Raw genomic sequence first — 19495 nt, 5'->3', positions numbered from 1 at the left:
AAAAAAAATCGGCTCCCCGATTGTAGATGGGGAGCCGATTCTTTGATGGCTTAAACAGCCCGGTCAGGGTTTAAAGCTGACCGCGTTTTGTCAGTTCTGCCCTTACACCGGCACCGTAGGCAGGGTCTGCCTTGGTGAAGTGGCCCAGCTGACGCTCGATGATTTCCTTGGGAACACCCGCCATGGCGTCGGCAATATTGCTGAACAGACGCTGCTTTTCCTCGTCGTTGAACAGGCGGAACAGATTGCCGGGCTGCGAGTAGTAATCCTCATCCACGCGGTGATCCCAGTGATCTGCCGGCTGGCCGTCCAGCGCCAGAGGCGGTTCGCTACGGGGAGCCTGTTGCCATTCGCCCTGGCTGTTGGGCTCGTAGTTGATCGTGCCGCCGTTATTGTCGCCAGTACGCATGGCGCCATCGCGGTGGTAGCTGTGGAACGGGCAACGCGGTGCGTTCACTGGCAGCAGCCCGTGGTTCACGCCCAGACGGTAACGCTGGGTGTCGCCGTAGGAAAAGATACGACCTTGCAGCATGCGGTCGGGCGAGTGACCAATGCCGGGCACCAGGTTGGCAGGCGTAAAGGCGGCTTGCTCCACCTGGGCAAAGTAGTTGGTGGGGTTCTCGTTCAACTCCAGCATGCCCACATCGATCAGCGGGAAGTCGCCATGTGGCCAGACCTTGGTCACGTCAAAGGGGTTGATGTGGTAGGTGCGTGCCTGCTCTTCGGTCATGATCTGAATGCGCAGCGCCCAGCGAGGGAAGTTGCCCTTTTCAATGTTCTCGTACAGATCGCGCTGCGAACTCTCGCGGTCCTGGCCCACGACTTTGGCGGCTTCTTCATTGGTGTAGTTGGCAATGCCCTGCTGGGATTTGAAGTGGAACTTCACCCAGTGGCGCTCGCCCTTATCGTTGATCAGGCTGTAGGTGTGCGAACCAAAGCCGTGCTGCTGGCGCAGGTTACAGGGCAAACCGCGGTCGCTCATCAAGATGGTGACCTGGTGCAAGGATTCGGGCGACAAGGACCAGAAATCCCAGGCGGCGCTCATATTGCGCAGGTGGCTGCGAGGGTCGCGTTTCTGTGTGTGGATGAAGTCGGGGAACTTCAGTGGATCCCGTATAAAGAAGACAGGAGTGTTATTGCCCACGAGGTCCCAGTTTCCGTCTTCTGTATAGAATTTGAGGGCAAATCCTCGAACGTCGCGTTCTGCATCGGCGGCTCCTGCTTCACCTGCTACGGTGGAAAAACGTAAGAAAACGGGGGTCTGGCTGCCTGGCTTGAAGACCTTGGCCATGCTGTACTGCGTGATGTCGTGCGTGACGGTAAAGGTACCGAAAGCGCCCGAGCCTTTGGCGTGTACGACACGCTCCGGGATGCGTTCTCGATCAAAGTGAGCCAGCTTCTCCAGCAGCCAATAATCCTGCATCAGGACGGGACCACGAGGGCCTGCCGTCATGGAGTTCTGGTTCTCCTCAACAGGGCGGCCAGCGGCGGTCGTCAGGGTTTTATTGCTCATTGTGTTTCTCCGTTGAAGCTGACCCGAACCGAGGGGGGCGGGTCGTTTTAAGAAGTTGAGATCAGTCTACTTGCCTTGGTCGAAATAGTTAAATCAAATGATTTTAGTGAACGTATAGCTTTTTGCTATCAAGACGGTTTTCATCCCGATCATAGCGGTAAGTAGAAACGCTGCGCATGAAATTTCTATGAGCAGAATCTGAAAAATTGATAAATGTTTGTAAATACGGGCCTTTTACGCCGTTGGACAGAGTATTTCGGGCAGGTGTATCATCCACCCAGCCGCCTGCGGCGTACTGCGGTGTACTAAATGGGCCCAGCGTTGAGAAGCCCGTTTTCATGCCTTCTGCCCCTGGTCGGGGTGCCGCCTAGCAGGACTCAGGACAACGATAATTTATGAATTTTCCCCCCAAGACCGGTGGCCATTCCTTTGGCGACACCCTCTCTCACACAGCATCTACACGTGATGCCACCTTGCAAAAACTGGTGCTAGTGGTGGAAGACGAACCCGATATTGCCAGTGTGCTGGATGCCTATCTGCGCCGCGATGGCTTGCGTACAGCGATAGCGGGCGATGGGTTCCAGGCTTTGCAATTGTTCCGGGATCTGCGCCCGGACATGGTGTTGCTGGACATTCATCTACCCGGTGTGGATGGGTTGGATGTATTGCGTGCCATCCGTAACGCGGGTCAAACCCCGGTGATCCTGGTCACGGCATTGGCCGATGATGTGGACAAGCTTCTGGGCCTGCGTTTGGGGGCGGATGACTATGTCATCAAGCCTTTTAATCCGGCGGAGGTGGTGGCCCGTGTCCGCGCCGTGCTGCGACGCAGCGGCGCTGTTGCACCCAGCACTCGCATCCGTGTGGGTAGCCTGGAAATTGATGAGCAGGATCACGTGGCCTTGGTGCATGTGGAGGGTGATCGGGTTGTGCCCTTGCCGCTGACCGTCACGGAATTTCGCTTGCTGGCCTGCCTGGCGGCCCAGCCGCGTCGTTGCTTTTCCCGTAACTATCTGATTGAGCAATGTTTGCCTGAAAGTAATGCGATGGAGCGGGTGATTGACTCCCACATCTCCAAGTTAAGACGCAAACTGCAGGTGGTAGGCCAGGGCGAGCTGGTCGAGGCCGTACGTGGAGTGGGCTATCGCTTATGGCGCGAATACTAGACCGAATCTGGGTTCGCTTTGGCTTGGCGGTGGCCATCGCGATTGTGGTCACCCTGTCTGTGCTGGCCATCACCCAGCTGCTGTTCTGGAAGTACGAGGAGGATCGCTTTTACCGCTCTCTTCCCACCGATATTCGCCTGGAGTATGACCAGCTTGTGGTTCAGGGTCTGGAAGAAGGCCCACGTGCCATGCAGATTTATGGCGAGTACTGGCAGGGTGATCCCTGGACTCGCGAATACCTGACCTTGCTTTTTACTCTGATGATAGGCCTGCCCTTTGGGCTGGTGTCGGGGTTTTGGGTATCGCGCCGGGTAATGCAGCCTCTGGAGTCCATGGCGGAGGCGGCCAACCGGGTGGCGGTAGGCGACTTTACCGTGCGTGCGCATGAAGGCCAGGCACGCGGTGAAATGGCCGAGATGGTGCGCGACTTCAATCACATGATTGATTCGCTGGAAGCGCTGGACCGTGAGCGCCGCATGACGGTGGCCTCCTTGTCGCACGAGCTGCGCACCCCTTTGGCGGTGTTAAGTGCCCGCTTGCACGCTATTGTGGATGGGGTCATTCCCGGCACCGAGCAGGAAATGCACGGCTTGTTACAGCAATCTTTGCATCTGGGCCGTTTGGTCAGCGATCTGCATACGATTTCCCTGGCCTCTGCGGGGCGATTGTCCTTGTATTGCGAGCAACTGGATCTGGTGCCGCTGGTGGCGGAAGAACTGGATCGTTTTGATGCCCGCCTGCAGGAAAAGGGTTTTGAGCTGGAGGCTGACTTGCCGCCAGTGCCTGCTTGCGTCCTGGTGGACCCGGACCGTTTGCGGCAGATTATTGGCAATTTGCTGGAGAACTGTCTTCGCTACGCCGCCCAAGGGCGCTGGGTGGGGATTTCGCTGGAGCTTAGCGAAGGCCATGCCACCTTGTCGATTAATGATGCGGGCCCCGGCTTGCCTGAATCCATGCGTGACCGCCCTTTCGAACGCTTTGCTCAAGAACCGGGCAGCAAACGCCATGCTTCGGGTTTGGGCCTGTCGATTGTGCAGGCGCTGGTTGAACAGCAAGGCGGCACTGTCATCGTTGGGACCTCCAAACGGGGTGGTGCCAGCGTACAAATGCGTTTTCCGCTGGTGAATCGCAGCACGGCGAACTAAGCCGCATTTCTATCTCCATCATTTCTCCATCATTTGTGCACGGCTACGCAACGTGGCCCGTGCATGCTGTAGCCATCTCTTATTTCGTGCTTGGGAGTGGCTGCCCTGTTGTCCATTCTTCGTCTTTTTCCGGCGCTATGGTGTGCCGCCTTACTGTCGGGTTGCTTTGCGCCTCTCGTCCCGGATTTGTCGCGCCCCCAGGCGCAGGAGTGGGATAGCCAGGTCGCCAATGAAGGGCCAGTGGTTGAGCTACGTGCCTGGTGGCATGTGCTGGGCGACCCGCAGCTGGACGCCTTGGTACAAGAGGCCCTGGCCCAGAATCTGGATCTGGCGCAAATGTTCAGCCGTGTTCAGGGTGAACGCCAGATCACCGAGCGCTGGAGCAGCAAATTTCTGCCCGCTTTGAATGCGGACGCCCATCCGGTGCAGGACGTACCCGCACAGGATATGTATTTCCATGCGAGCCTGGATATGGTGTGGGAGCTGGGCCTGTTTGGTGCCATGGAAAATGCCCGGCTGAAAGCGATGGCGGATCTGGGCTATGCACAGGCTGACTTGCAAAGCATGCGCGTGACGGTCATCGCCTCCGTGGTACGCAATTACATGGACCTGGCTCAAGCCCGTCGTCAACAAGCCCTGCTGGAAGAGACAGCCAAGCTGGATGAACAGGCCCTGTCCTTGGCTCAAGTGCGCTGGCAAACCCATCTGGGTTCATACGAGGCGCTGGAGCAGGCCCGCCTGACCCAGACTCAAACCAGGGATCAGTACCTGAACTTGCAAGAGCGTGCGGATCGGGCCGCTCGTGCCCTGGCTTTGCTGTTGGGGCGTGATCAACCTGATTTTCTGTGGGCAATGGGTGCCCAGGCGCGCTTGCCTCAAACATTTACCTTGCGCCAAGTACCGGCGGATCTGGTTCGTATTCGACCCGACATCAGCATGGCCCAGGCCGAAGTGTTGCAGGCTGCCGCCCAAGTCGGAGTAGCGCGTTCGGCTCTGTACCCTCGACTGCGTTTGGGGGGCTCCATCCTGTATTCCTACAACATCACCCGCAATATGCGCACCAGCACGGATTCGGTGCCGTCTATTGGTCCCATGCTGGATATCCCTCTGTGGGATTGGGGGGCACGTCGTGCCCGTGTGCGGGCTAGCGAAAAGGAGCTGGATGCCGCCTTGCTGGGCTATCGCAAAGCGGTGGTCACGGCGGTATCTGAAGTGGAGCAGTCCTTGGCAGCGTTGGTGAATCAGCAAAGCCGTATTCAAACCTTGCAGCAAGCAAGCCAGGTGCTGCAACAGGGGCAAATACGTCAACAAACCTTGGTAGGCCTGGGTCTGTCCAGCGAACTGGAGTTACTGCAGGCGCGCCGTGCCCATTTGAAGGCGCAGGCGGATCTGGAACTGGCACAGGATAGCCGTGTGCTGGCGTTTGTGGCTTTGTACAAGGCTTTGGGCGGTGCGCCTTTGCCGCAAGAGCAAGAGCCATGATCGCACTGGCACGTAAAACCCTGGTTTACGAGTGGCGGCGCTTTGTCCCCGTCGTGCTGGCTGTGGGCTTTTCCGGCTTGATGCTGGTGGCGCAAGCGGCCTTGGTGCTGGGGATTTTTGGGACAGCGGCCATTTACGTCAAAGCCTCGTCGGCGGACTTGTGGGTGGGCTATCCCGGTACACAAAGCGTGAATTTCGGGCAGTCCATTGACCCCGATGTGGCCATGCGTTTGCGCATGGACCCCGATGTGCTTGACGTCGAACCCTATGAATGGGTGGATGGTGATTGGCGGGCCCAAGCCAGTGATAGCGGCAGCGTTTCGGTCTATTTGTCGGGCGTATCGGTCAGTGACGGGGCCATGATGTTTGACCAGCTATTAGGTGCCGATATGCGCGCTCGTTTACGGGAACCCGGTGCGGTGATTGTGGACGAGGCGGATCTGCAGACCTTGGGATTGAATCGAGATGTCAGCCGCGCCTGGATCAATGGCAAACCGGTTCGTGTCGTGGGCTTGCTGCGCGGTTTGCGGGGTTTGGGTGGTGTGAATGTGTTGGCTTCAGTGGATACCGCCCGAGAGGTCAAGGGGGAGCCTGATGTGCGTGGCAGTACGTATTACGTGGCTCGCACTCGCATCGCCCCCGAGCTGGTGCAGGCCAGGCTTAACGATGGCACAACGGCTTTTGGTCCCTATGAAGTCTGGACGGCTGACCAGTTTGCCTCACGCTCGCAACGCTACTGGTTGCTGGATACCGGCGCAGGTATGGCGGTGTTGTTCATGGCCTTGATTGTGTGTCTTGTTGGGGCCGTGATTACGAACCAGTCCTTTGCCGCGGTGGTGGCCGGGTCTGCCCGCGAATACGCCACCTTGAATGCTTTGGGAGCCAGCCGTACGGCGTTGGCCAGGGTGGTGATCGAGCAGTCGTGCATGGTGGGTGGAATGGGTATGGTGCTGGCCGCGGTGATCAGTTCTGCACTGTTGGCCCTGGCAGCTTTGTACCACGTACCGGTCGCGATGACCCCTTTAGTGGCACTGGCCTGCGCCGTGCTGGTAGGCCTGATGTCCTTGCTCTCCAGTGTGATGGCAGTCCGTGTCTTGTGGCGTACCGATCCGTCCCTGCTCTTGCGCTGATTCAGGAAAACAGACCATGACTATGTCCTTGCCCCCGAGTGGCGAACCCAGCCTGAATGCCCTTGCCCTGGGTAAATCCTTTTTGACGGGGGTAGTGCAACTGCGTGTGCTCAATCGCCTGTCGTTGGCGGTTCATGCAGGCGAGCTGACCTTGGTGTCCGGCCCGTCCGGTTGCGGCAAAAGTACCTTGCTGGCCTTGCTATCCGGGCTGCAGCAACCCGATGAGGGGCAGGCCTTTGCCTTGGGCCAGAACCTGGCAGAAATGAGCCGCCGTGAACGGGATGATTTCCGCCTGCAGCACACCGGCTTTGTGTTCCAGGGCTTCAACTTGTTTCCCGCGCTGACCGCACAGGAGCAAGTGCAATTGCCCTTGGGCTATTTGGGCATGAACGCCCGTACCAGTGCAGAGCTGGCGTATCAGGCTTTGGAAGAGGTAGGGCTGCTGCATCGCGCGCATATGCGTCCGGCGCAGCTATCGGGCGGCGAAAAGCAGCGGGTGGCCATTGCCCGGGCGATTGCCAAGACGCCACAGCTTCTGTTTGCCGATGAACCTACCAGCGCTCTGGATGCCGAGAACGGGCAGCGTGTCGTGGACATCTTGCACCGCTTCGCCCGCAAGCATCGCGCCACCGTGCTGTGTGTCAGTCATGACCCACGTGTGGTTCGTCACGCAGATCGGGTGGTGGGCATGGAAGACGGGGCTATTCGCAGTGATCGGCGTAGTCCGGAACATACACAGGAGTGAAATGATGATGAATGCGTCTCCAGGACGCTGGCGCTGGGCCTTGATTGCGGCATGTGTGATGTTGGCAGCGTGCTCCAAACGCCCCCCGGAACCTCTTGTACAGACCGCTTCCAGTGGATTGCGTGACATTGCCATTGCGCGTGGCAAGGTAGAGGTGGAAGGCGGCCTGCTCAAGCTGGCAATGCCGGTATCCGGCGTGGTGTCCGAACAGGCGGTGCGTGAAGGCGATACGGTGCAAGTGGGCCAATCCTTGTTTGCTTTGCGTGATGGTGTAGAGCTGGCGCAAGTAGAGACTGCGCAGGCCCGTCTGGCCTTGGCCCAGGCACGTTTGCGTGCCGCCCAGGCTGCCCTGCCCGCCGTGCAGCAAGCTGCTCAGCGTTATGCCACGGCGGCACGCGCTGGCGCGGCTCAGCCCCAACAGGCGGACCAGGCTCAGCAACGATTGCGGCAGGCCCGTACCGAAGTCGAGATTGCCCAGGCAGATGTGGAGCTGGCGCGCGCTCAGGGCAAGCAGCAAAAGGCTCAATTGGCGCAGTTTGCATTGCTCGCTCCCGAGGCCGGCGAGATTGTCAGTCTTGCTGTCCGTCAGGGCAGTTTTGTACAAGCCGGGGAGGTGATGGCCACGCTATTGCCCGCCCGTCCCTTGCAATTGCGAGTGGAGCTGAATGCGGCCTATGTGGAACAGGTCAAGGTGGGCATGAAAGCCCGTGTGGTCTTTGATACCGAAGGCAGTGGTCAAACGACTGCCCTGCCTTCGGCCCATGTGCTGCGTATCAGCCCGGTCTACGGTGAAGGCCGTTTGCAGGACGACTCCCAACGCGGCCCGGTGCGTGTGGTCGAGGCCGTGCTGGCTTTCGATGAAGCGGCTCAGGCTCGGGTGGGACAGAACGTCAGGGTGATTTTCCATGAATGAAATGCTCCTTAATTACAAATCCGCCATGCAAACAGGGCAGTGGCGAATACAGTGCGACTTTGACGGCACGATCAGCCTGCAGGATGTGGCCGACACCTTGCTGAATCGGCACGGCATGCCCGGCTGGCAGGAGCTGGAGGAGGCGTGGGAGCGTGGCGAGATTGGCTCGCACGATTGCATGTGCGGGCAAGTTGCCTTGCTGGACATGAGTGTGGCTGAGCTGCACAGCTGTCTGGATGAGGTCGGAATTGACCCGTTTTTTGCGCAGTTTGTTGCTGTCACCAAGCGCTTGGGTGTGCCCTTGCAGATCGTCAGTGATGGTCTGGACTATGCCATTCACTACCTGCTGGGCCGCGAAGGCTTACGCGGCTTGCCGGTGCTGGCTAATTGTCTGGAAGTGCAGGGGCCACGTCGCTGGCGGCTGGATACGCCTTGGCACAGGCTGGATTGCGCCAGTGCGAATTGCAAGTGTGGCCATCTGTCCCAGACACATGCTCAGAGCCAGCGCGTGCTGTACATCGGCGATGGCAGCTCGGATTTTTGTGTGGCGGCCAAGGCGGATTTTGTTCTGGCTAAAGGTCGTTTGCAGGACTATTGCCAGGAGCGCGGTATTGCGCATGCCCCTTTCGAGGACTTCAGCCAGGCGATCGCCCTGCTGCCCTCCTTGCTGCACACTCCGGATTTAAGGTCAGTGGTATGAGTGACGCGGCTTTGCACCCGGCTTTCTCCAGCCTGCCTGAATTGGCTGAACAAGGTTTGACGTCTCGACCGGACGAACTGTTGTCGCATGAGTATTTGCTGCGGGGCCACGGCGCACATGCGCGCACTGGCGTGCTGCTGATTCATGGTTTGACGGGCACACCGAATGAAATGCGTGTGCTGGCTCGAGGGCTGAATCGTCAGGGTTTTACGGTCTATGCGGTGCAGTTGGCAGGACATTGCGGGTCCATGGATCAACTGGTGTCGACACGCTGGCAAAACTGGCTGAGCAGCGTCTGTCGTGGTGCCGATTTGCTGGCGCGTTATGTAGATCGTGTGGTGGCCGGTGGCCTGTCCATGGGGGCGGTACTGGCCCTGGGATTGGCGCAGTTGCGCCCGAATCAGATTGCCGGGGTCGTGGCCCTGTCCCCCACCTTCCGCTACGACGGCTGGAGCATGCCCACGTACACCAAGTTCTCTTTCATCCTGCCTTGGTTACGGGCCTTGGGTATTGGCCGACGCAGTGTGTTCATGGAGCAGCCTCCTTATGGCATCAAGGACGAAGCCTTGCGGGCACGCATCGTCAGTCAGATGAATAGTGGAGACAGTGCCGCTGCCGGTTTACCCGGAAACCCTTGGTGGGCCGTGATCGAGATGCATGCCTTGTCGGCGCGGGTACGCAAGAACCTGGACAAGGTGCGTGCACCCTGCCTGGTCATACATGCTCAACATGATGATATTGCCGCAGTCGGAAATGCCTACGAGATCGTGGATGGCGTGCGTCACGCGCCGGTGGAATTGTGCTTGCTGCAGGACAGTTATCACATGATTACCATTGATCGCGAACGCAGGCAGGTGATTGCGCGCGTGGTGGATTTCGTGACGGCTATTGATGCTGCTGGCCGTGGGACCCGGCGGTCATGAGCCCTTTGGTGATTGCTTTGTGGATCTGCAATGTGCTGGTCGATAGCGGTGGGCAATTGGCTTTCAAAGCGGCTGCCGCGGATCCAGGTGACAGGCAGGGGCTGGACCGTTGGCAGCGCATGTTCAGCCGTCCTTGGCTTTGGGTGGGAATAGCCTGCTACCTCGTTGAGTTTGTTGTGTGGCTGGCCTTCTTGTCTTTAGTGCCCTTGTCCGATGGTGTCTTGATGGGCTCGATCAGCATTGTGATCGTGATGCTGTTTGGCCGCATCTTGTTTGGGGAAAGCCTGACGCCTTTACGGGTGCTGGGGATTTTGCTGGTGTCGATTGGTGTGGGTATTGTGGGCTTGAAAGGCTAGGAGGCCGATATGCGGCGTTTTTATATCATCGGTTTTCTGGTTCTGCTGGCTTTCGACACTTTGGCGCAGATCAGCTTCAAGCTGGCCGGAGAGCATGCTTTGCCTTTGCAGGCATCCTGGGAATGGCTGGCGCGGGTCTTTAGCCAGCCGTGGATTTATGGCGCCTTCATCGGCTATATCGGCACCTTTTTCTGCTGGCTGACCTTGCTCAAGAAGGCCCCCATAGGCCCGGCTTTTGCCGCGTCACATCTGGAGATTGTGGCGGTGCTGGCGGTATCGGCGTATTTGTTCAACGAGCAAATCGCCTGGCCACAGATTCTGGGAACCCTCTTTATCTTGGGCGGTATTGTGTGTCTGGCACTTAGCGAGTCCAAACAGGCGCAGCAACACAAGTCAGTTTGAGTACCTGCAATACAAGAAGCCCCCTTGGGGACACAAACCGAAGGTGAAGCTTGGGGGACCGCCGGGCTGCACCAAGGCTCGGCGCCCCTGGCAAAAAAGCTCCCCTCAGGCACGAGCCCGGACACACAGTGCCCATTGCGGACTGCTATGAGCCAGTCGATTCCGAGCAGCATGCAGGCCGTAAGGTAGATCTGGAGGATTTTTACCGGAGCTCGTGCAGCCAGCGAGTCAGCTGTAGATTGAACTCATGCTGGCGTGCCTGCCAACGTGGCAGATCAGCTTGCTGGCGTTCGGTGCTTTGCCCGTCTGCTGTGCTTAGCCAGCGCTTCCAGGCACTGCGGTACTGCCAGGTAGAGACATCGCCCGTCACGTCGCTGCCTATGATGCGTCCGCGCACGGCTTTGAGCAGACTGCGCAGATGCGGCTCCTGCATTTTCCCTTGATCCCAATTGGTGCGCAGAACCTCGGGGTCGAAGACGTCCTTATCAATGCTGACGTACACCTGCCTGGGGGACTGGGCCAGATGTTCGCTGGCTGCAAGTACCAGCGTGTCCAGATCCGGGAATCGGCGAAAGCAGGAGGCCAGCCCCAGCCGGCTGGCCCATTTCACGTTTACCCCACTACTCCAGTACGTGACCTTGCGGGCGTAGAGCGCACCCAGATGGTGTTCCCAAACATGGCCAAAGCCTATGTCTCCGGAGGTAATGCCGATCACATGCACTTGGGCCACTTGCGTCAGCTTGGCCACTTCATGCACCCAGGAGCCGCAATGGATGCCCCAGGGAAAGCGCATATTGTCGGGGTGGTTATCCAGCACCACCACATCCACTGGCTGTTCCTGCTTGGACAGGCAGCGCAGAATCAGCGGCCAGCTCAAGTGATGGAAGTCCCCGCTACCCAGAAACACAGGCCCATGTGCTCCAGGTTCGGGCATGGTGGGTGTCAGCTGTGTCATACCTTCAAACAGGGTGTGGCGTCTGCATCCAAAGCGTAATGCCTCGCGCCAGTCCTCGCTTAGTGCCAGGCGGATTTCACCGGGCAAGGGGCCAACCGAGCTGTCCGTATCCAGTACGACAGGCGGGCGGATCAGGTCGCTTTCAGCCATGTTTTGTCCATTTCAAAGTGTCCCAGAAAGCGCCGAGCAAGGGCGCGCAAGACCGGGTTACGCACGTAAATCAGATGACGCGTTGGGGTAAAGTCCGCGCCCAGCAACGCTTTGACGCCGGGGTCCGTCCAGCCCGCAATGTAGTGGCTAAGGCCCTGCGCCAGTGCGTATTCCAGGTTCACCATCCAGCTGACGAAATACAGACTGAGCTCCCGCGAGCCGGGATAGGACAGCCCTATGTATTTGTCGACCAATCGGCCCTCATACTCAAAGCACAGATTCCAGCCAATCAACTCATTGGAGTCCGCGCGGTAGTACTCGAAAACCAGTCCTTTGGATGACTCATCGCGCAGCACCGACGCCAGAAACTCCTTGCTGAGCAGGTCAAAGTGAATCTCGCTTTGGGCATACACGCTGCGGTACAAGGTGTAGTACTGATCGACTCGTTGCTCGCTGGCAAAAGCTTTGCCGGTTTGGACTTGTTCAATACGAAGCTGATTGCGCTTGCGCAGCTTGCGGGTCAGGTAGCGACGCGCATCTTTGGGCAGGCGGGACAGGTAGGTATCCGTATCGGGGAAATCAATGCGTACATAGGCCAGCGCCTGGCCTTGCAGCGGGATAAAACCCTGTTCCACACAAGCGCTGACCAGGGCATTGGTCTGCGCATTGGCGTGGGCACTTAATAAGGGCGAGTCTGCCGGCAAGTCCTTGATGATAGTCAGCGCATAGTGTCGCCCAAGCTTGTCGCGCACGGTTTTGGCAAGCCCCTGCACATCCGACTCGGAAGGCAGCCAGGCGTATTCGCTGACGGTCGTGCCGACAAAGGCAGTACGTACCGTCAGGAAACGCTGCCACCACGAGTGACCCGGCCAACGACGCACCCGTTCCTTGAGTACATCATCAGCCGTGGTCAGCAGCTCAAACGGTGCCTGGAAGGCAGGCATGGGCAGCTCGTCCAGTGCCGTAAACCCCTCGGGGGGATAGGACAGGAAGCGCTGCACCAGCCCTGCTGGTTCCAGTGCGTTCAGCAAGCGTGGCTTCATTGAGACTGCTTGGCGCGGGTGATCAGCTGATCGAGCAGAACCATGGCTTCGTCGATCTCGCTGCGTGTAATGTTCAGCGATGGAGCGAAGGTGATTACGTTCTTGTAATAGCCGCCTACGTCCAGCACCAGGCCGCGCTTTTCGCCCTGGTAATCCAGATCACCTGCCAGGCCGATATCCACCATGCGATCGAGCAGTGCCTTGTTGGGAGTGAAGCCATCGGTCGTGCAGATTTCTGCGCGCAGGGCCAGCCCCAGGCCGTCCACATCACCAATTTCGGGATGACGTTTCTGCAGATCGCGCAGCCCGTCCAGGAAGTAGGCGCCGGAGTCACGGACCTGTCGACCAAAATCAACTTCGTGCGTCATCTTCATGACTTCCAGACCAACGGCCGTACCCAGCGGGTTGGAGGCAAAGGTCGAGTGGGTGGAGCCGGGTGGGAACACGGTGGGGTTGATCAGTTCTTCACGAGCCCAGATACCGGATAGTGGGTTCAGACCGTTGGTCAGGGCCTTACCAAATACCAGCACATCAGGCGTGATGCCAAAGTTCTCGATTGACCATAGCGTGCCGGTACGCCAGAAGCCCATCTGAATCTCATCGACCACCATCAAAATGCCGTGCTGGTCCAGGACCTGCTTCAGACCTTTGAAGAAGTTGGCAGGTGGCACTACATAACCGCCGGTGCCCTGAATGGGCTCCACATAGAACGCGGCGTACTCGCACTGGTTGGTTTTGGGGTCCCAGATGGCGTGGTACTCGTTCTCGAACTTGCGGGCAAAATCACGCACGATGGAGTCCGCGTACTCTTCGGACGTCATACCTTTAGGGCGACGGAAAGGGTATGGGAAGGGAATGAACTGGGCGCGGTCACCAAAGTGGCCGTAGCGGCGGCGGTAACGGTAGCTGGAGGTAATGCCCGAGGCACCCAGGGTACGGCCGTGGTAACCCCCTTCAAAGGCGAACATCAGGCTCTTGCCTTGGGAGGCGTTGCGTACCAGTTTCAGGGAGTCTTCCACCGCCTGTGCGCCACCCACGTTGAAGTGCACGCGGCCAGCCTGGCCCCATTTTTGCTCGGCGTCCTGGGCAATAAAGCGGGCCAGTTCGATCTTGGTGGGGTGCAGATATTGGCTGGCGACCTGTGGCAAAGTGTCCAGCTGATTGCGCAGGGCATCGTCCAGACGCTTGTTGCGGTAGCCAAAGTTCACGGCCGAATACCACATCTGCAAGTCCAGATAGGATTTGCCGTCGTCGTCAAACAAATAGCTGCCGTCGCAGCCAGTAAAGACTTTAGGTGGGTCTACGTAGTGAACGGTATCGCCAAATGAGCAGTAACGGGCTTCGTCAGCCAGCAGGTTTTTGATGTCGAGGGACATTGAGAGAGTGCTCCTGAAAAGAGTGCCACCTCAATGTACGAAGGCAAGTTGGACTGACCGTTGATGGATGATGGACGTAGTGTGGAGATGGGCAAAAAAAACCCCGCTAAACGTAGCGGGGTTTTTTGTGTCAGAGCGAATTAGCTGTTGGCTGCTTTCGCGCTGTTCTTTTCGATCTGCACCATGATGTAGCGCTGCTGGGCAATGGACAGGATGTTGTTCACGCACCAGTACAGAACCAGACCGGCGGGGAAGAAGAACATCATGCCACCAAAGACCAGAGGCATCAGCATCATGACTTTGGCTTGCATTGGATCAGGCGGAGTGGGGTTCAGCTTGATCTGCAGGAACATGGTACCCATCATGATGGCGGGCAGAATCATCCATGGGTCGCGTGCGGCCAAGTCGTGAATCCACAGAATCCAGGGTGCACCGCGCATCTCGACGCTGCCCAGCAGCACCCAGTACAGCGCAATGAACACAGGGATCTGAACCAGCATGGGCAAACAGCCACCCAGCGGGTTGATCTTCTCGGTGCGGTACATCTCCATCATGGCGGCGTTCAGCTTGGCCTTGTCGTCGCCGAACTTCTCGCGCAGGGCTTGCATGCGTGGCGCAAATTGCTTCATCTTGGCCATGGAGCGGTAGCTGGCGGCCGACAGCGGGAAGAACACCAGCTTGATCAGCACGGTCAATGCCACAATGGCCCAGCCCCAGTTACCCAGCAGGGAATGCAGCCAGGTCAGCAGCTTGAACAAAGGCTTGGAGATGATGGTCAGCCAGCCGTAGTCCACCACCAGATCCAGACCGGTAGCCAGTTGCGACATGGCTTTCTGGTCTTGCGGGCCTACCCACAGGGAGGCGTCCACAGCCTTGCTTTGGCCAGCGGCGATCGAACCGACCGATTCCAGCGTGCGCACGGCGTACAGATTGTTGCCCAGCTTCAGGATCTCATTGGTGCGTTGCAGGTCCTGGGCAGGAACCCAGGCGGTTGCAAAGTAATGCTGCACCATGCCGATCCAGCCGTTATCCACGCTGCGCGCGTAGGTGGCCTTGTTCTTGTCGATGTCCGAGAAGGTGATCTTCTGGAACTTGTCGCCGCTGGAGTAAACCACAGGACCGGTGAAGGTGCTGTACAGGCGGGAAGAGTCGGGTGGGTTGTTGCCGTCGCGAGTCAGTTGCAGGTACAGGCGTGGGTCAATCGCGGCGCCGGTATTGTTCTGGATGTCGTGACGAACCTGGATGTCGTAGCGGCCCTTGTGCAGCGTGTAGGTCTTGGTGACCTTCACGTCGTCCGAAGTGGCTTCAAACACGACGTCAAGCGTATCGCCCGTCATGCTGCGCTGGCTGGAGACCAGGGTGAACGGGGTCAGGTGGTTGGGCAGGTTCTGGCCGGCGGCACCCACAATACCGGACTGAGCCAGGTAGGTGGAGGCAGGCGAGTTATCCAGCAGCACCATGGGCTGCTCGGGGTTCTCGGGCGAACCGTACTTCAACAGCTCGGCCTTGATCAGCTGGGCACCTTCGGTGCTAAAGCCCAGCTTGTAGACGTCTGTGGTGATGTCGATAGTTTGCGCTGTGGCAGACACCGCGCTGTTGCTCGAAGGCAAGGCAGCAGACGCAGTCGGCTCTTGAGCAGCGGGAACACCACCGTTTGCGGCAGGTTCGTCGGAGGCTGCTGGCGCTTGTGTGGTGGCTGGGGTGGAAGCGAACAGCGATGGTTTGCCGTTATATTCCTGCCAGTTGTTCCACAGCAGCAGCAGTGCAAAGGAGAAGATCATCCATAGGATGGTGCGTCGGATATCCATAGCGCCTGTATCACATTTATAAAGCTGAGCAAAAGCTTAGCAGTTTAACGTAGCTGGTCAGCAAACAGGGGGTTGCCTTGAAAAACAAGGCGCAGACCAGGACGATTTTAGAAAGTGTTGCGGTCTTCGGGCGTGCGAGCGGGCACAGGATCATGCCCTCCCTTGCACCAGGGATTGCAGCGGCAGATGCGTACACCACCAAGCCATAGCCCTTTGAGCGGGCCATGAATGTCAATGGCCTGCAAGGCATAGTTGGAGCAGCTGGGAGTAAAGCGGCAGTTTCTACCGATCCAGGGACTCAGAAAAAACTGGTAAAAGCGGATCGGTGCCGAAGCCAGTTTGCGCATCATGGCCGTACCTTGGAGAACAAGGTGTCGGCCTCGGTGCGAACCAGTTGCTTCAGGGCAGTCAGCGACACCTGGGGTACCTTGCTGTGCAGCCTAAAGACATAGGCGGCATTGGGCAAGCCTTCACGTTTGTGGCGGAAGGTTTCGCGCAAGATACGCTTGATGGTGTTGCGGGTGACGGCGCGGTTGGCAAAGCGCTTGGGGACGATCAGTCCCAGACGGGCGCCTTCGGTCTGGTGTGGATCTTCGCCACGAGAGCGAGTGACCACGAACAAAGCCCCGCGACCTACGCGTTGCCCTTTAAGAGACTGTGCGTATTCGGTGGGGCTATGTAAGCGAGCCGTAGCTGGAAAGGAGGCACGCATGATGCGTATCGTGGGAGTCGGGCTTTAGATAATAGATCCATCACCCTGGGCCCCGCATCCCGACATGGCTTATACAGCCAGACGTTTGCGACCTTTAGCGCGACGTGCGTTCAAAACAGCGCGGCCACCGCGAGTTTTCATGCGAACGCGAAAACCGTGGGTACGCTTGCGACGGGTAACAGAGGGTTGGTAGGTGCGTTTCATGGTGTATCCAAAAAAATGAGCCGCCAGAAATCGCAGAAAATCTCCACCCCGACAGCGCAAACGCTTGGGATCTGGCAACAGAAAATCGTGTTAAGCCCGTCATTTCAGCAAATTCTTTCTGTTGTGTCAATTATTTAGCCCGATATTACGCAACTAAATTTGTTAGCCTGTGGATAACTTGGCACAGCTCAGGGTAGAATCGAGGTTTACAGAAGTGATGACCGATGAATGAATTCTGGCAGTCCTGCGTTCAGAAATTGGAGCAGGAGCTTCCCCCCCAACAAATAAGTGCGTGGATACGTCCACTGGTTCCCCTGGACTTCGACAGCGAAGCCGGGGTGTTGCGCGTTTCTGCTCCTAATCGTTTCAAACTGGATTGGGTCCGCAAGAATTTCGCCACTCGCATAGAGGAACTGGCTTCGGATTTCTACGAATGTCCCGTAACGGTTCAGTTCGAGCTGCCTTCGGCCAGCGCGGCGCCTCGTCGCGCCCTGGCCGATCGTGCCGCTCCTGCGCCTGCAGGCAGCCCCGCCGGTGAAAACCTGGCCCCTCCTGTTGCCAACCCGGCCATGACGGCGGTGGTGGATGCGGTACAGGATCGTTCGCGCCTGAACGCCGAACTGACTTTCGACAACTTCGTGACGGGTAAAGCCAACCAGCTGGCACGCGCAGCGGCCTTGCAGGTGGCCGAGAACCCCGGTGTCTCCTATAACCCACTCTTTCTGTATGGCGGTGTGGGTTTGGGCAAGACCCACCTGATTCACGCGATCGGCAATGCGCTGGTCGCCAATGGCAATGGTGTGCGGGTACGTTACGTCCATGCCGACCAATACGTGTCGGACGTGGTCAAGGCGTATCAGCGCAAGGCGTTTGACGAGTTCAAGCGCTACTACCATTCGCTGGACTTGCTGCTGATTGACGATATTCAGTTTTTCGCCGGCAAGAACCGTACGCAGGAAGAGTTTTTCTACGCCTTTGAAGCGATGGTGGCTCAGCGCAAGCAGATTATCATCACCTCGGATACCTATCCCAAAGAGCTGGCCAATATTGATAGCCGCCTGATCTCGCGCTTTGACTCCGGCCTGACCGTGGCCATCGAGCCGCCCGAGCTCGAAATGCGCGTGGCTATCTTGTTGCGCAAGGCTCAGGCCGAAGGCATTGCCATGCCCGAAGAAGTGGCCTTCTTCATTGCCAAGCATCTGCGCAGCAACGTGCGCGAGCTGGAAGGGGCGCTGCGCAAGGTTTCGGCCTACGCGCGTTTCCATGGCCGCGATGTCTTGACGGTGGAAGTGTGCAAGGATGCACTGAAGGATTTGCTGTCGGTCTCCAATGGGCAGATCACAGTGGAAAATATTCAGAAAACCGTGGCCGATTTTTATAAAATCAAGGTCGCGGATATGTACTCCAAGCGCCGCCCCGCCAATATCGCCATGCCGCGCCAGGTGGCCATGTATCTGGCCAAGGAACTGACCCAAAAGAGTTTGCCGGAAATTGGCGATCTTTTCGGTGGTAGGGACCACACTACGGTGCTGCACGCGGTGCGCAAAATCTCGGATGCACGCACCAAGCAAGCCGAACTGAATCACGCATTACACGTACTGGAACAAACTCTCAAAGGATGACCATGCAACTCGTTCAAGCTACCCGCGACGCATTGCTAAAGCCCTTATCCACAGTAGTTGGCATTGTGGAGCGCCGCCATACTTTGCCGATTCTGGCCAACATCCTGCTGCGTAAAAACGGCTCTGATGTCTCTTTCCTGGCAACCGACCTGGAAGTGCAGATCACCACCAATGCCGATTTTGGCGTGGGTGAGGACAATGCAGCCACCACGGTGGCGGCCCGCAAGCTGCTGGACATTCTGAAAGCCCTGCCCGACTTTGGCGATGTGCGCCTGGGCCTGGACAGCGGCAAGCTGACCATCCAGTCCGGCAAGAGCCGCTTTCAGTTGCAGACTCTGGAAGCCGCTGATTTTCCAGTGCTGAACATGCCAGAGCAGTGGGACGTGTCCTTGAGCATGCCCCAGCGCACTTTGAAGCACCTGTTCAATACGGTGCACTTTGCCATGGCGCAGCAAGACATTCGCTACTACCTGAACGGTATGTTGCTGGTGTTTGAACCCGGCCTGGTACGTACGGTTACCACGGACGGTCACCGTCTGGCTCATAATGCCACCGCAATTGACGGCGTGCAGGAACGTCACGACATCATCGTGCCGCGCAAGACGGTGCTGGAAATGCAGCGTTTGCTGGGCGATACCGACGATCTGGTCAACATTGATGTGTCCAGCCGTCAGATTCGTTTCCGCTTTGGCGATGTGGAGTTGGTCTCCAAACTGGTTGAAGGCAAATTCCCCGACTTTGCTCGTGTGATTCCTTCCAACTACACCCGCCACTTCGATGTCAGCCGTGAAGTGCTGCAAGGCAGTTTGCAACGTGCTGCCATTCTGACCACCGACAAACTGCGTGGCGTGCGACTGCAACTGTCGCAAAACCAGCTGAAGATTTCTGCTTCCAACGCTGAACAGGAAGAAGCCGTCGAAGAGCTGGATATTGATTATGAACACGAAAGTCTGGACGTTGGCTTTAACGTCAGCTACCTGCTCGATGTGTTGGCCAGCATCAAGGACGAAACAGTCCGCTGGTCTGTGCAGCCCGATGCCAACGCCTCTGTGTTGATGACGCTGCCCGAGCAAGAAGACTTCAAGTACGTGGTCATGCCGATGCGCATTTAATGCAGCATGTTTGACCGGTATGGCCCGCCGGGCCATAC

The 19495-nt window shown here is 57.9% G+C and carries 21 protein-coding genes; 12 read left to right on the top strand and 9 right to left on the bottom strand.

What is annotated here, in order from left to right; translation table 11 throughout:
- Nucleotides 1–70: 70 nt before the first annotated feature.
- Both OSH04_RS16955 and OSH04_RS16950 read right to left on the bottom strand, forming a co-directional pair.
- Nucleotides 71–1513, bottom strand: a complete 1443-nt coding sequence (locus OSH04_RS16955) for a catalase (RefSeq protein ID WP_063690085.1) — start codon at nucleotides 1511–1513, stop codon at nucleotides 71–73.
- Between the two features lie 103 nt (nucleotides 1514–1616).
- Nucleotides 1617–1853 carry a hypothetical protein gene (locus tag OSH04_RS16950; RefSeq protein ID WP_254002477.1) on the bottom strand — a complete coding sequence of 79 codons (237 nt, stop codon included), beginning with the start codon at nucleotides 1851–1853 and terminating at the stop codon, nucleotides 1617–1619.
- 55 nt (nucleotides 1854–1908) lie between these two features.
- Here OSH04_RS16950 and OSH04_RS16945 point away from each other — a divergent pair, with 55 nt between their 5' ends.
- The 10 genes from OSH04_RS16945 (at nucleotide 1909) to OSH04_RS16900 (ending at nucleotide 10475) form a co-directional block, all read left to right on the top strand.
- Nucleotides 1909–2679 carry a response regulator gene (locus OSH04_RS16945; protein ID WP_080747977.1) on the top strand — a complete coding sequence of 257 codons (771 nt, stop codon included), beginning with the start codon at nucleotides 1909–1911 and terminating at the stop codon, nucleotides 2677–2679.
- On the top strand, nucleotides 2664–3824 hold the full coding sequence (locus OSH04_RS16940; protein ID WP_035269499.1) for a sensor histidine kinase: 1161 nt from the start codon (nucleotides 2664–2666) through the stop codon (nucleotides 3822–3824). Before OSH04_RS16945 ends, OSH04_RS16940 begins: the two co-directional genes overlap by 16 nt.
- A gap of 108 nt (nucleotides 3825–3932) precedes the next feature.
- Nucleotides 3933–5306, top strand: coding sequence for an efflux transporter outer membrane subunit (locus tag OSH04_RS16935; RefSeq protein WP_160289039.1), 1374 nt, complete (start codon nucleotides 3933–3935; stop codon nucleotides 5304–5306).
- On the top strand, nucleotides 5303–6436 hold the full coding sequence (locus OSH04_RS16930) for an ABC transporter permease (protein WP_035269498.1): 1134 nt from the start codon (nucleotides 5303–5305) through the stop codon (nucleotides 6434–6436). Before OSH04_RS16935 ends, OSH04_RS16930 begins: the two co-directional genes overlap by 4 nt.
- A 16-nt stretch (nucleotides 6437–6452) precedes the next feature.
- Complete coding sequence (locus tag OSH04_RS16925) at nucleotides 6453–7181, top strand: ABC transporter ATP-binding protein (protein ID WP_200884461.1); 729 nt, start codon at nucleotides 6453–6455, stop codon at nucleotides 7179–7181.
- A gap of 1 nt (nucleotide 7182) precedes the next feature.
- Entirely contained in the window at nucleotides 7183–8094 is a 912-nt protein-coding gene (locus tag OSH04_RS16920) for an efflux RND transporter periplasmic adaptor subunit (RefSeq protein ID WP_052159257.1), read from the top strand.
- Nucleotides 8087–8794: an MtnX-like HAD-IB family phosphatase gene (locus tag OSH04_RS16915; RefSeq protein ID WP_266108918.1), complete on the top strand. Its 708-nt coding sequence runs from the start codon at nucleotides 8087–8089 to the stop codon at nucleotides 8792–8794. Before OSH04_RS16920 ends, OSH04_RS16915 begins: the two co-directional genes overlap by 8 nt.
- Entirely contained in the window at nucleotides 8791–9717 is a 927-nt protein-coding gene (locus tag OSH04_RS16910; RefSeq protein ID WP_266108917.1) for an alpha/beta hydrolase, read from the top strand. Before OSH04_RS16915 ends, OSH04_RS16910 begins: the two co-directional genes overlap by 4 nt.
- The gene (locus OSH04_RS16905; protein WP_035269496.1) at nucleotides 9714–10073 is read left to right on the top strand and encodes an EamA family transporter; all 360 of its coding nucleotides are present in this window, start codon (nucleotides 9714–9716) and stop codon (nucleotides 10071–10073) included. The genes OSH04_RS16910 and OSH04_RS16905 overlap by 4 nt, the downstream gene beginning before the upstream one ends.
- Before the next feature lie 9 nt (nucleotides 10074–10082).
- Nucleotides 10083–10475, top strand: a complete 393-nt coding sequence (locus OSH04_RS16900) for a DMT family transporter (protein ID WP_035269494.1) — start codon at nucleotides 10083–10085, stop codon at nucleotides 10473–10475.
- A gap of 202 nt (nucleotides 10476–10677) precedes the next feature.
- Here the strand turns inward: OSH04_RS16900 and OSH04_RS16895 are convergent, their stop codons facing one another.
- The 7 genes from OSH04_RS16895 to rpmH all read right to left on the bottom strand — a co-directional run bounded on the left by OSH04_RS16895 (nucleotide 10678) and on the right by rpmH (nucleotide 16723).
- Complete coding sequence (locus OSH04_RS16895; protein ID WP_266108916.1) at nucleotides 10678–11580, bottom strand: arginase family protein; 903 nt, start codon at nucleotides 11578–11580, stop codon at nucleotides 10678–10680.
- A complete protein-coding gene (locus tag OSH04_RS16890; RefSeq protein WP_266108915.1) occupies nucleotides 11562–12623 on the bottom strand; it encodes a peptidogalycan biosysnthesis protein in 1062 nt (353 codons plus the stop codon). The genes OSH04_RS16895 and OSH04_RS16890 overlap by 19 nt, the downstream gene beginning before the upstream one ends.
- Nucleotides 12620–13999 carry an aspartate aminotransferase family protein gene (locus tag OSH04_RS16885; protein WP_035269489.1) on the bottom strand — a complete coding sequence of 460 codons (1380 nt, stop codon included), beginning with the start codon at nucleotides 13997–13999 and terminating at the stop codon, nucleotides 12620–12622. The genes OSH04_RS16890 and OSH04_RS16885 overlap by 4 nt, the downstream gene beginning before the upstream one ends.
- A gap of 140 nt (nucleotides 14000–14139) precedes the next feature.
- Nucleotides 14140–15807, bottom strand: a complete 1668-nt coding sequence (gene yidC, locus OSH04_RS16880; RefSeq protein WP_266108914.1) for a membrane protein insertase YidC — start codon at nucleotides 15805–15807, stop codon at nucleotides 14140–14142.
- A 107-nt stretch (nucleotides 15808–15914) separates the two neighbouring features.
- Nucleotides 15915–16157 carry a membrane protein insertion efficiency factor YidD gene (yidD, locus tag OSH04_RS16875; RefSeq protein WP_035269485.1) on the bottom strand — a complete coding sequence of 81 codons (243 nt, stop codon included), beginning with the start codon at nucleotides 16155–16157 and terminating at the stop codon, nucleotides 15915–15917.
- Nucleotides 16154–16519, bottom strand: a complete 366-nt coding sequence (gene rnpA / locus OSH04_RS16870) for a ribonuclease P protein component (RefSeq protein ID WP_009461433.1) — start codon at nucleotides 16517–16519, stop codon at nucleotides 16154–16156. Before rnpA ends, yidD begins: the two co-directional genes overlap by 4 nt.
- 69 nt (nucleotides 16520–16588) lie before the next feature.
- A complete protein-coding gene (gene rpmH, locus OSH04_RS16865; RefSeq protein ID WP_003800771.1) occupies nucleotides 16589–16723 on the bottom strand; it encodes a 50S ribosomal protein L34 in 135 nt (44 codons plus the stop codon).
- A gap of 224 nt (nucleotides 16724–16947) precedes the next feature.
- On the opposite strand from rpmH, the gene dnaA reads away from it, so the two are divergent.
- Together dnaA and dnaN are read left to right on the top strand one after the other, a co-directional pair.
- Nucleotides 16948–18345 (top strand): chromosomal replication initiator protein DnaA, encoded by a 1398-nt coding sequence (gene dnaA, locus OSH04_RS16860; RefSeq protein WP_009461437.1) that lies wholly within the window; start codon nucleotides 16948–16950, stop codon nucleotides 18343–18345.
- A gap of 2 nt (nucleotides 18346–18347) precedes the next feature.
- Nucleotides 18348–19457, top strand: a complete 1110-nt coding sequence (gene dnaN, locus OSH04_RS16855) for a DNA polymerase III subunit beta (protein WP_026483982.1) — start codon at nucleotides 18348–18350, stop codon at nucleotides 19455–19457.
- Nucleotides 19458–19495 lie beyond the last annotated feature (38 nt).

It is taken from the genome of Alcaligenes nematophilus (assembly GCF_026344155.1).
In the GTDB taxonomy this organism is placed as follows: Bacteria; Pseudomonadota; Gammaproteobacteria; order Burkholderiales; family Burkholderiaceae_B; genus Alcaligenes; species Alcaligenes phenolicus.
The sequence above is the reverse complement of the archived record's forward strand: the minus strand, read 5'-3'. Positions and strand labels throughout refer to the sequence as shown.

Coding starts and splice junctions, on each gene's coding strand:
- OSH04_RS16890 (WP_266108915.1), bottom strand. CDS start 12,623: ATGAAGCCACGCTTGCTGAACGCACTGGAACCAGCAGGGCTGGTGCAG.
- yidD (WP_035269485.1), bottom strand. CDS start 16,157: ATGATGCGCAAACTGGCTTCGGCACCGATCCGCTTTTACCAGTTTTTT.
- dnaN (WP_026483982.1), top strand. CDS start 18,348: ATGCAACTCGTTCAAGCTACCCGCGACGCATTGCTAAAGCCCTTATCC.
- OSH04_RS16955 (WP_063690085.1), bottom strand. CDS start 1,513: ATGAGCAATAAAACCCTGACGACCGCCGCTGGCCGCCCTGTTGAGGAG.
- OSH04_RS16920 (WP_052159257.1), top strand. CDS start 7,183: ATGATGATGAATGCGTCTCCAGGACGCTGGCGCTGGGCCTTGATTGCG.
- OSH04_RS16950 (WP_254002477.1), bottom strand. CDS start 1,853: ATGAAAACGGGCTTCTCAACGCTGGGCCCATTTAGTACACCGCAGTAC.
- OSH04_RS16940 (WP_035269499.1), top strand. CDS start 2,664: ATGGCGCGAATACTAGACCGAATCTGGGTTCGCTTTGGCTTGGCGGTG.
- OSH04_RS16930 (WP_035269498.1), top strand. CDS start 5,303: ATGATCGCACTGGCACGTAAAACCCTGGTTTACGAGTGGCGGCGCTTT.
- dnaA (WP_009461437.1), top strand. CDS start 16,948: ATGAATGAATTCTGGCAGTCCTGCGTTCAGAAATTGGAGCAGGAGCTT.
- OSH04_RS16945 (WP_080747977.1), top strand. CDS start 1,909: ATGAATTTTCCCCCCAAGACCGGTGGCCATTCCTTTGGCGACACCCTC.
- yidC (WP_266108914.1), bottom strand. CDS start 15,807: ATGGATATCCGACGCACCATCCTATGGATGATCTTCTCCTTTGCACTG.
- OSH04_RS16900 (WP_035269494.1), top strand. CDS start 10,083: ATGCGGCGTTTTTATATCATCGGTTTTCTGGTTCTGCTGGCTTTCGAC.
- OSH04_RS16915 (WP_266108918.1), top strand. CDS start 8,087: ATGAATGAAATGCTCCTTAATTACAAATCCGCCATGCAAACAGGGCAG.
- OSH04_RS16910 (WP_266108917.1), top strand. CDS start 8,791: ATGAGTGACGCGGCTTTGCACCCGGCTTTCTCCAGCCTGCCTGAATTG.
- OSH04_RS16925 (WP_200884461.1), top strand. CDS start 6,453: ATGACTATGTCCTTGCCCCCGAGTGGCGAACCCAGCCTGAATGCCCTT.
- rpmH (WP_003800771.1), bottom strand. CDS start 16,723: ATGAAACGCACCTACCAACCCTCTGTTACCCGTCGCAAGCGTACCCAC.
- OSH04_RS16895 (WP_266108916.1), bottom strand. CDS start 11,580: ATGGCTGAAAGCGACCTGATCCGCCCGCCTGTCGTACTGGATACGGAC.
- OSH04_RS16885 (WP_035269489.1), bottom strand. CDS start 13,999: ATGTCCCTCGACATCAAAAACCTGCTGGCTGACGAAGCCCGTTACTGC.
- rnpA (WP_009461433.1), bottom strand. CDS start 16,519: ATGCGTGCCTCCTTTCCAGCTACGGCTCGCTTACATAGCCCCACCGAA.
- OSH04_RS16905 (WP_035269496.1), top strand. CDS start 9,714: ATGAGCCCTTTGGTGATTGCTTTGTGGATCTGCAATGTGCTGGTCGAT.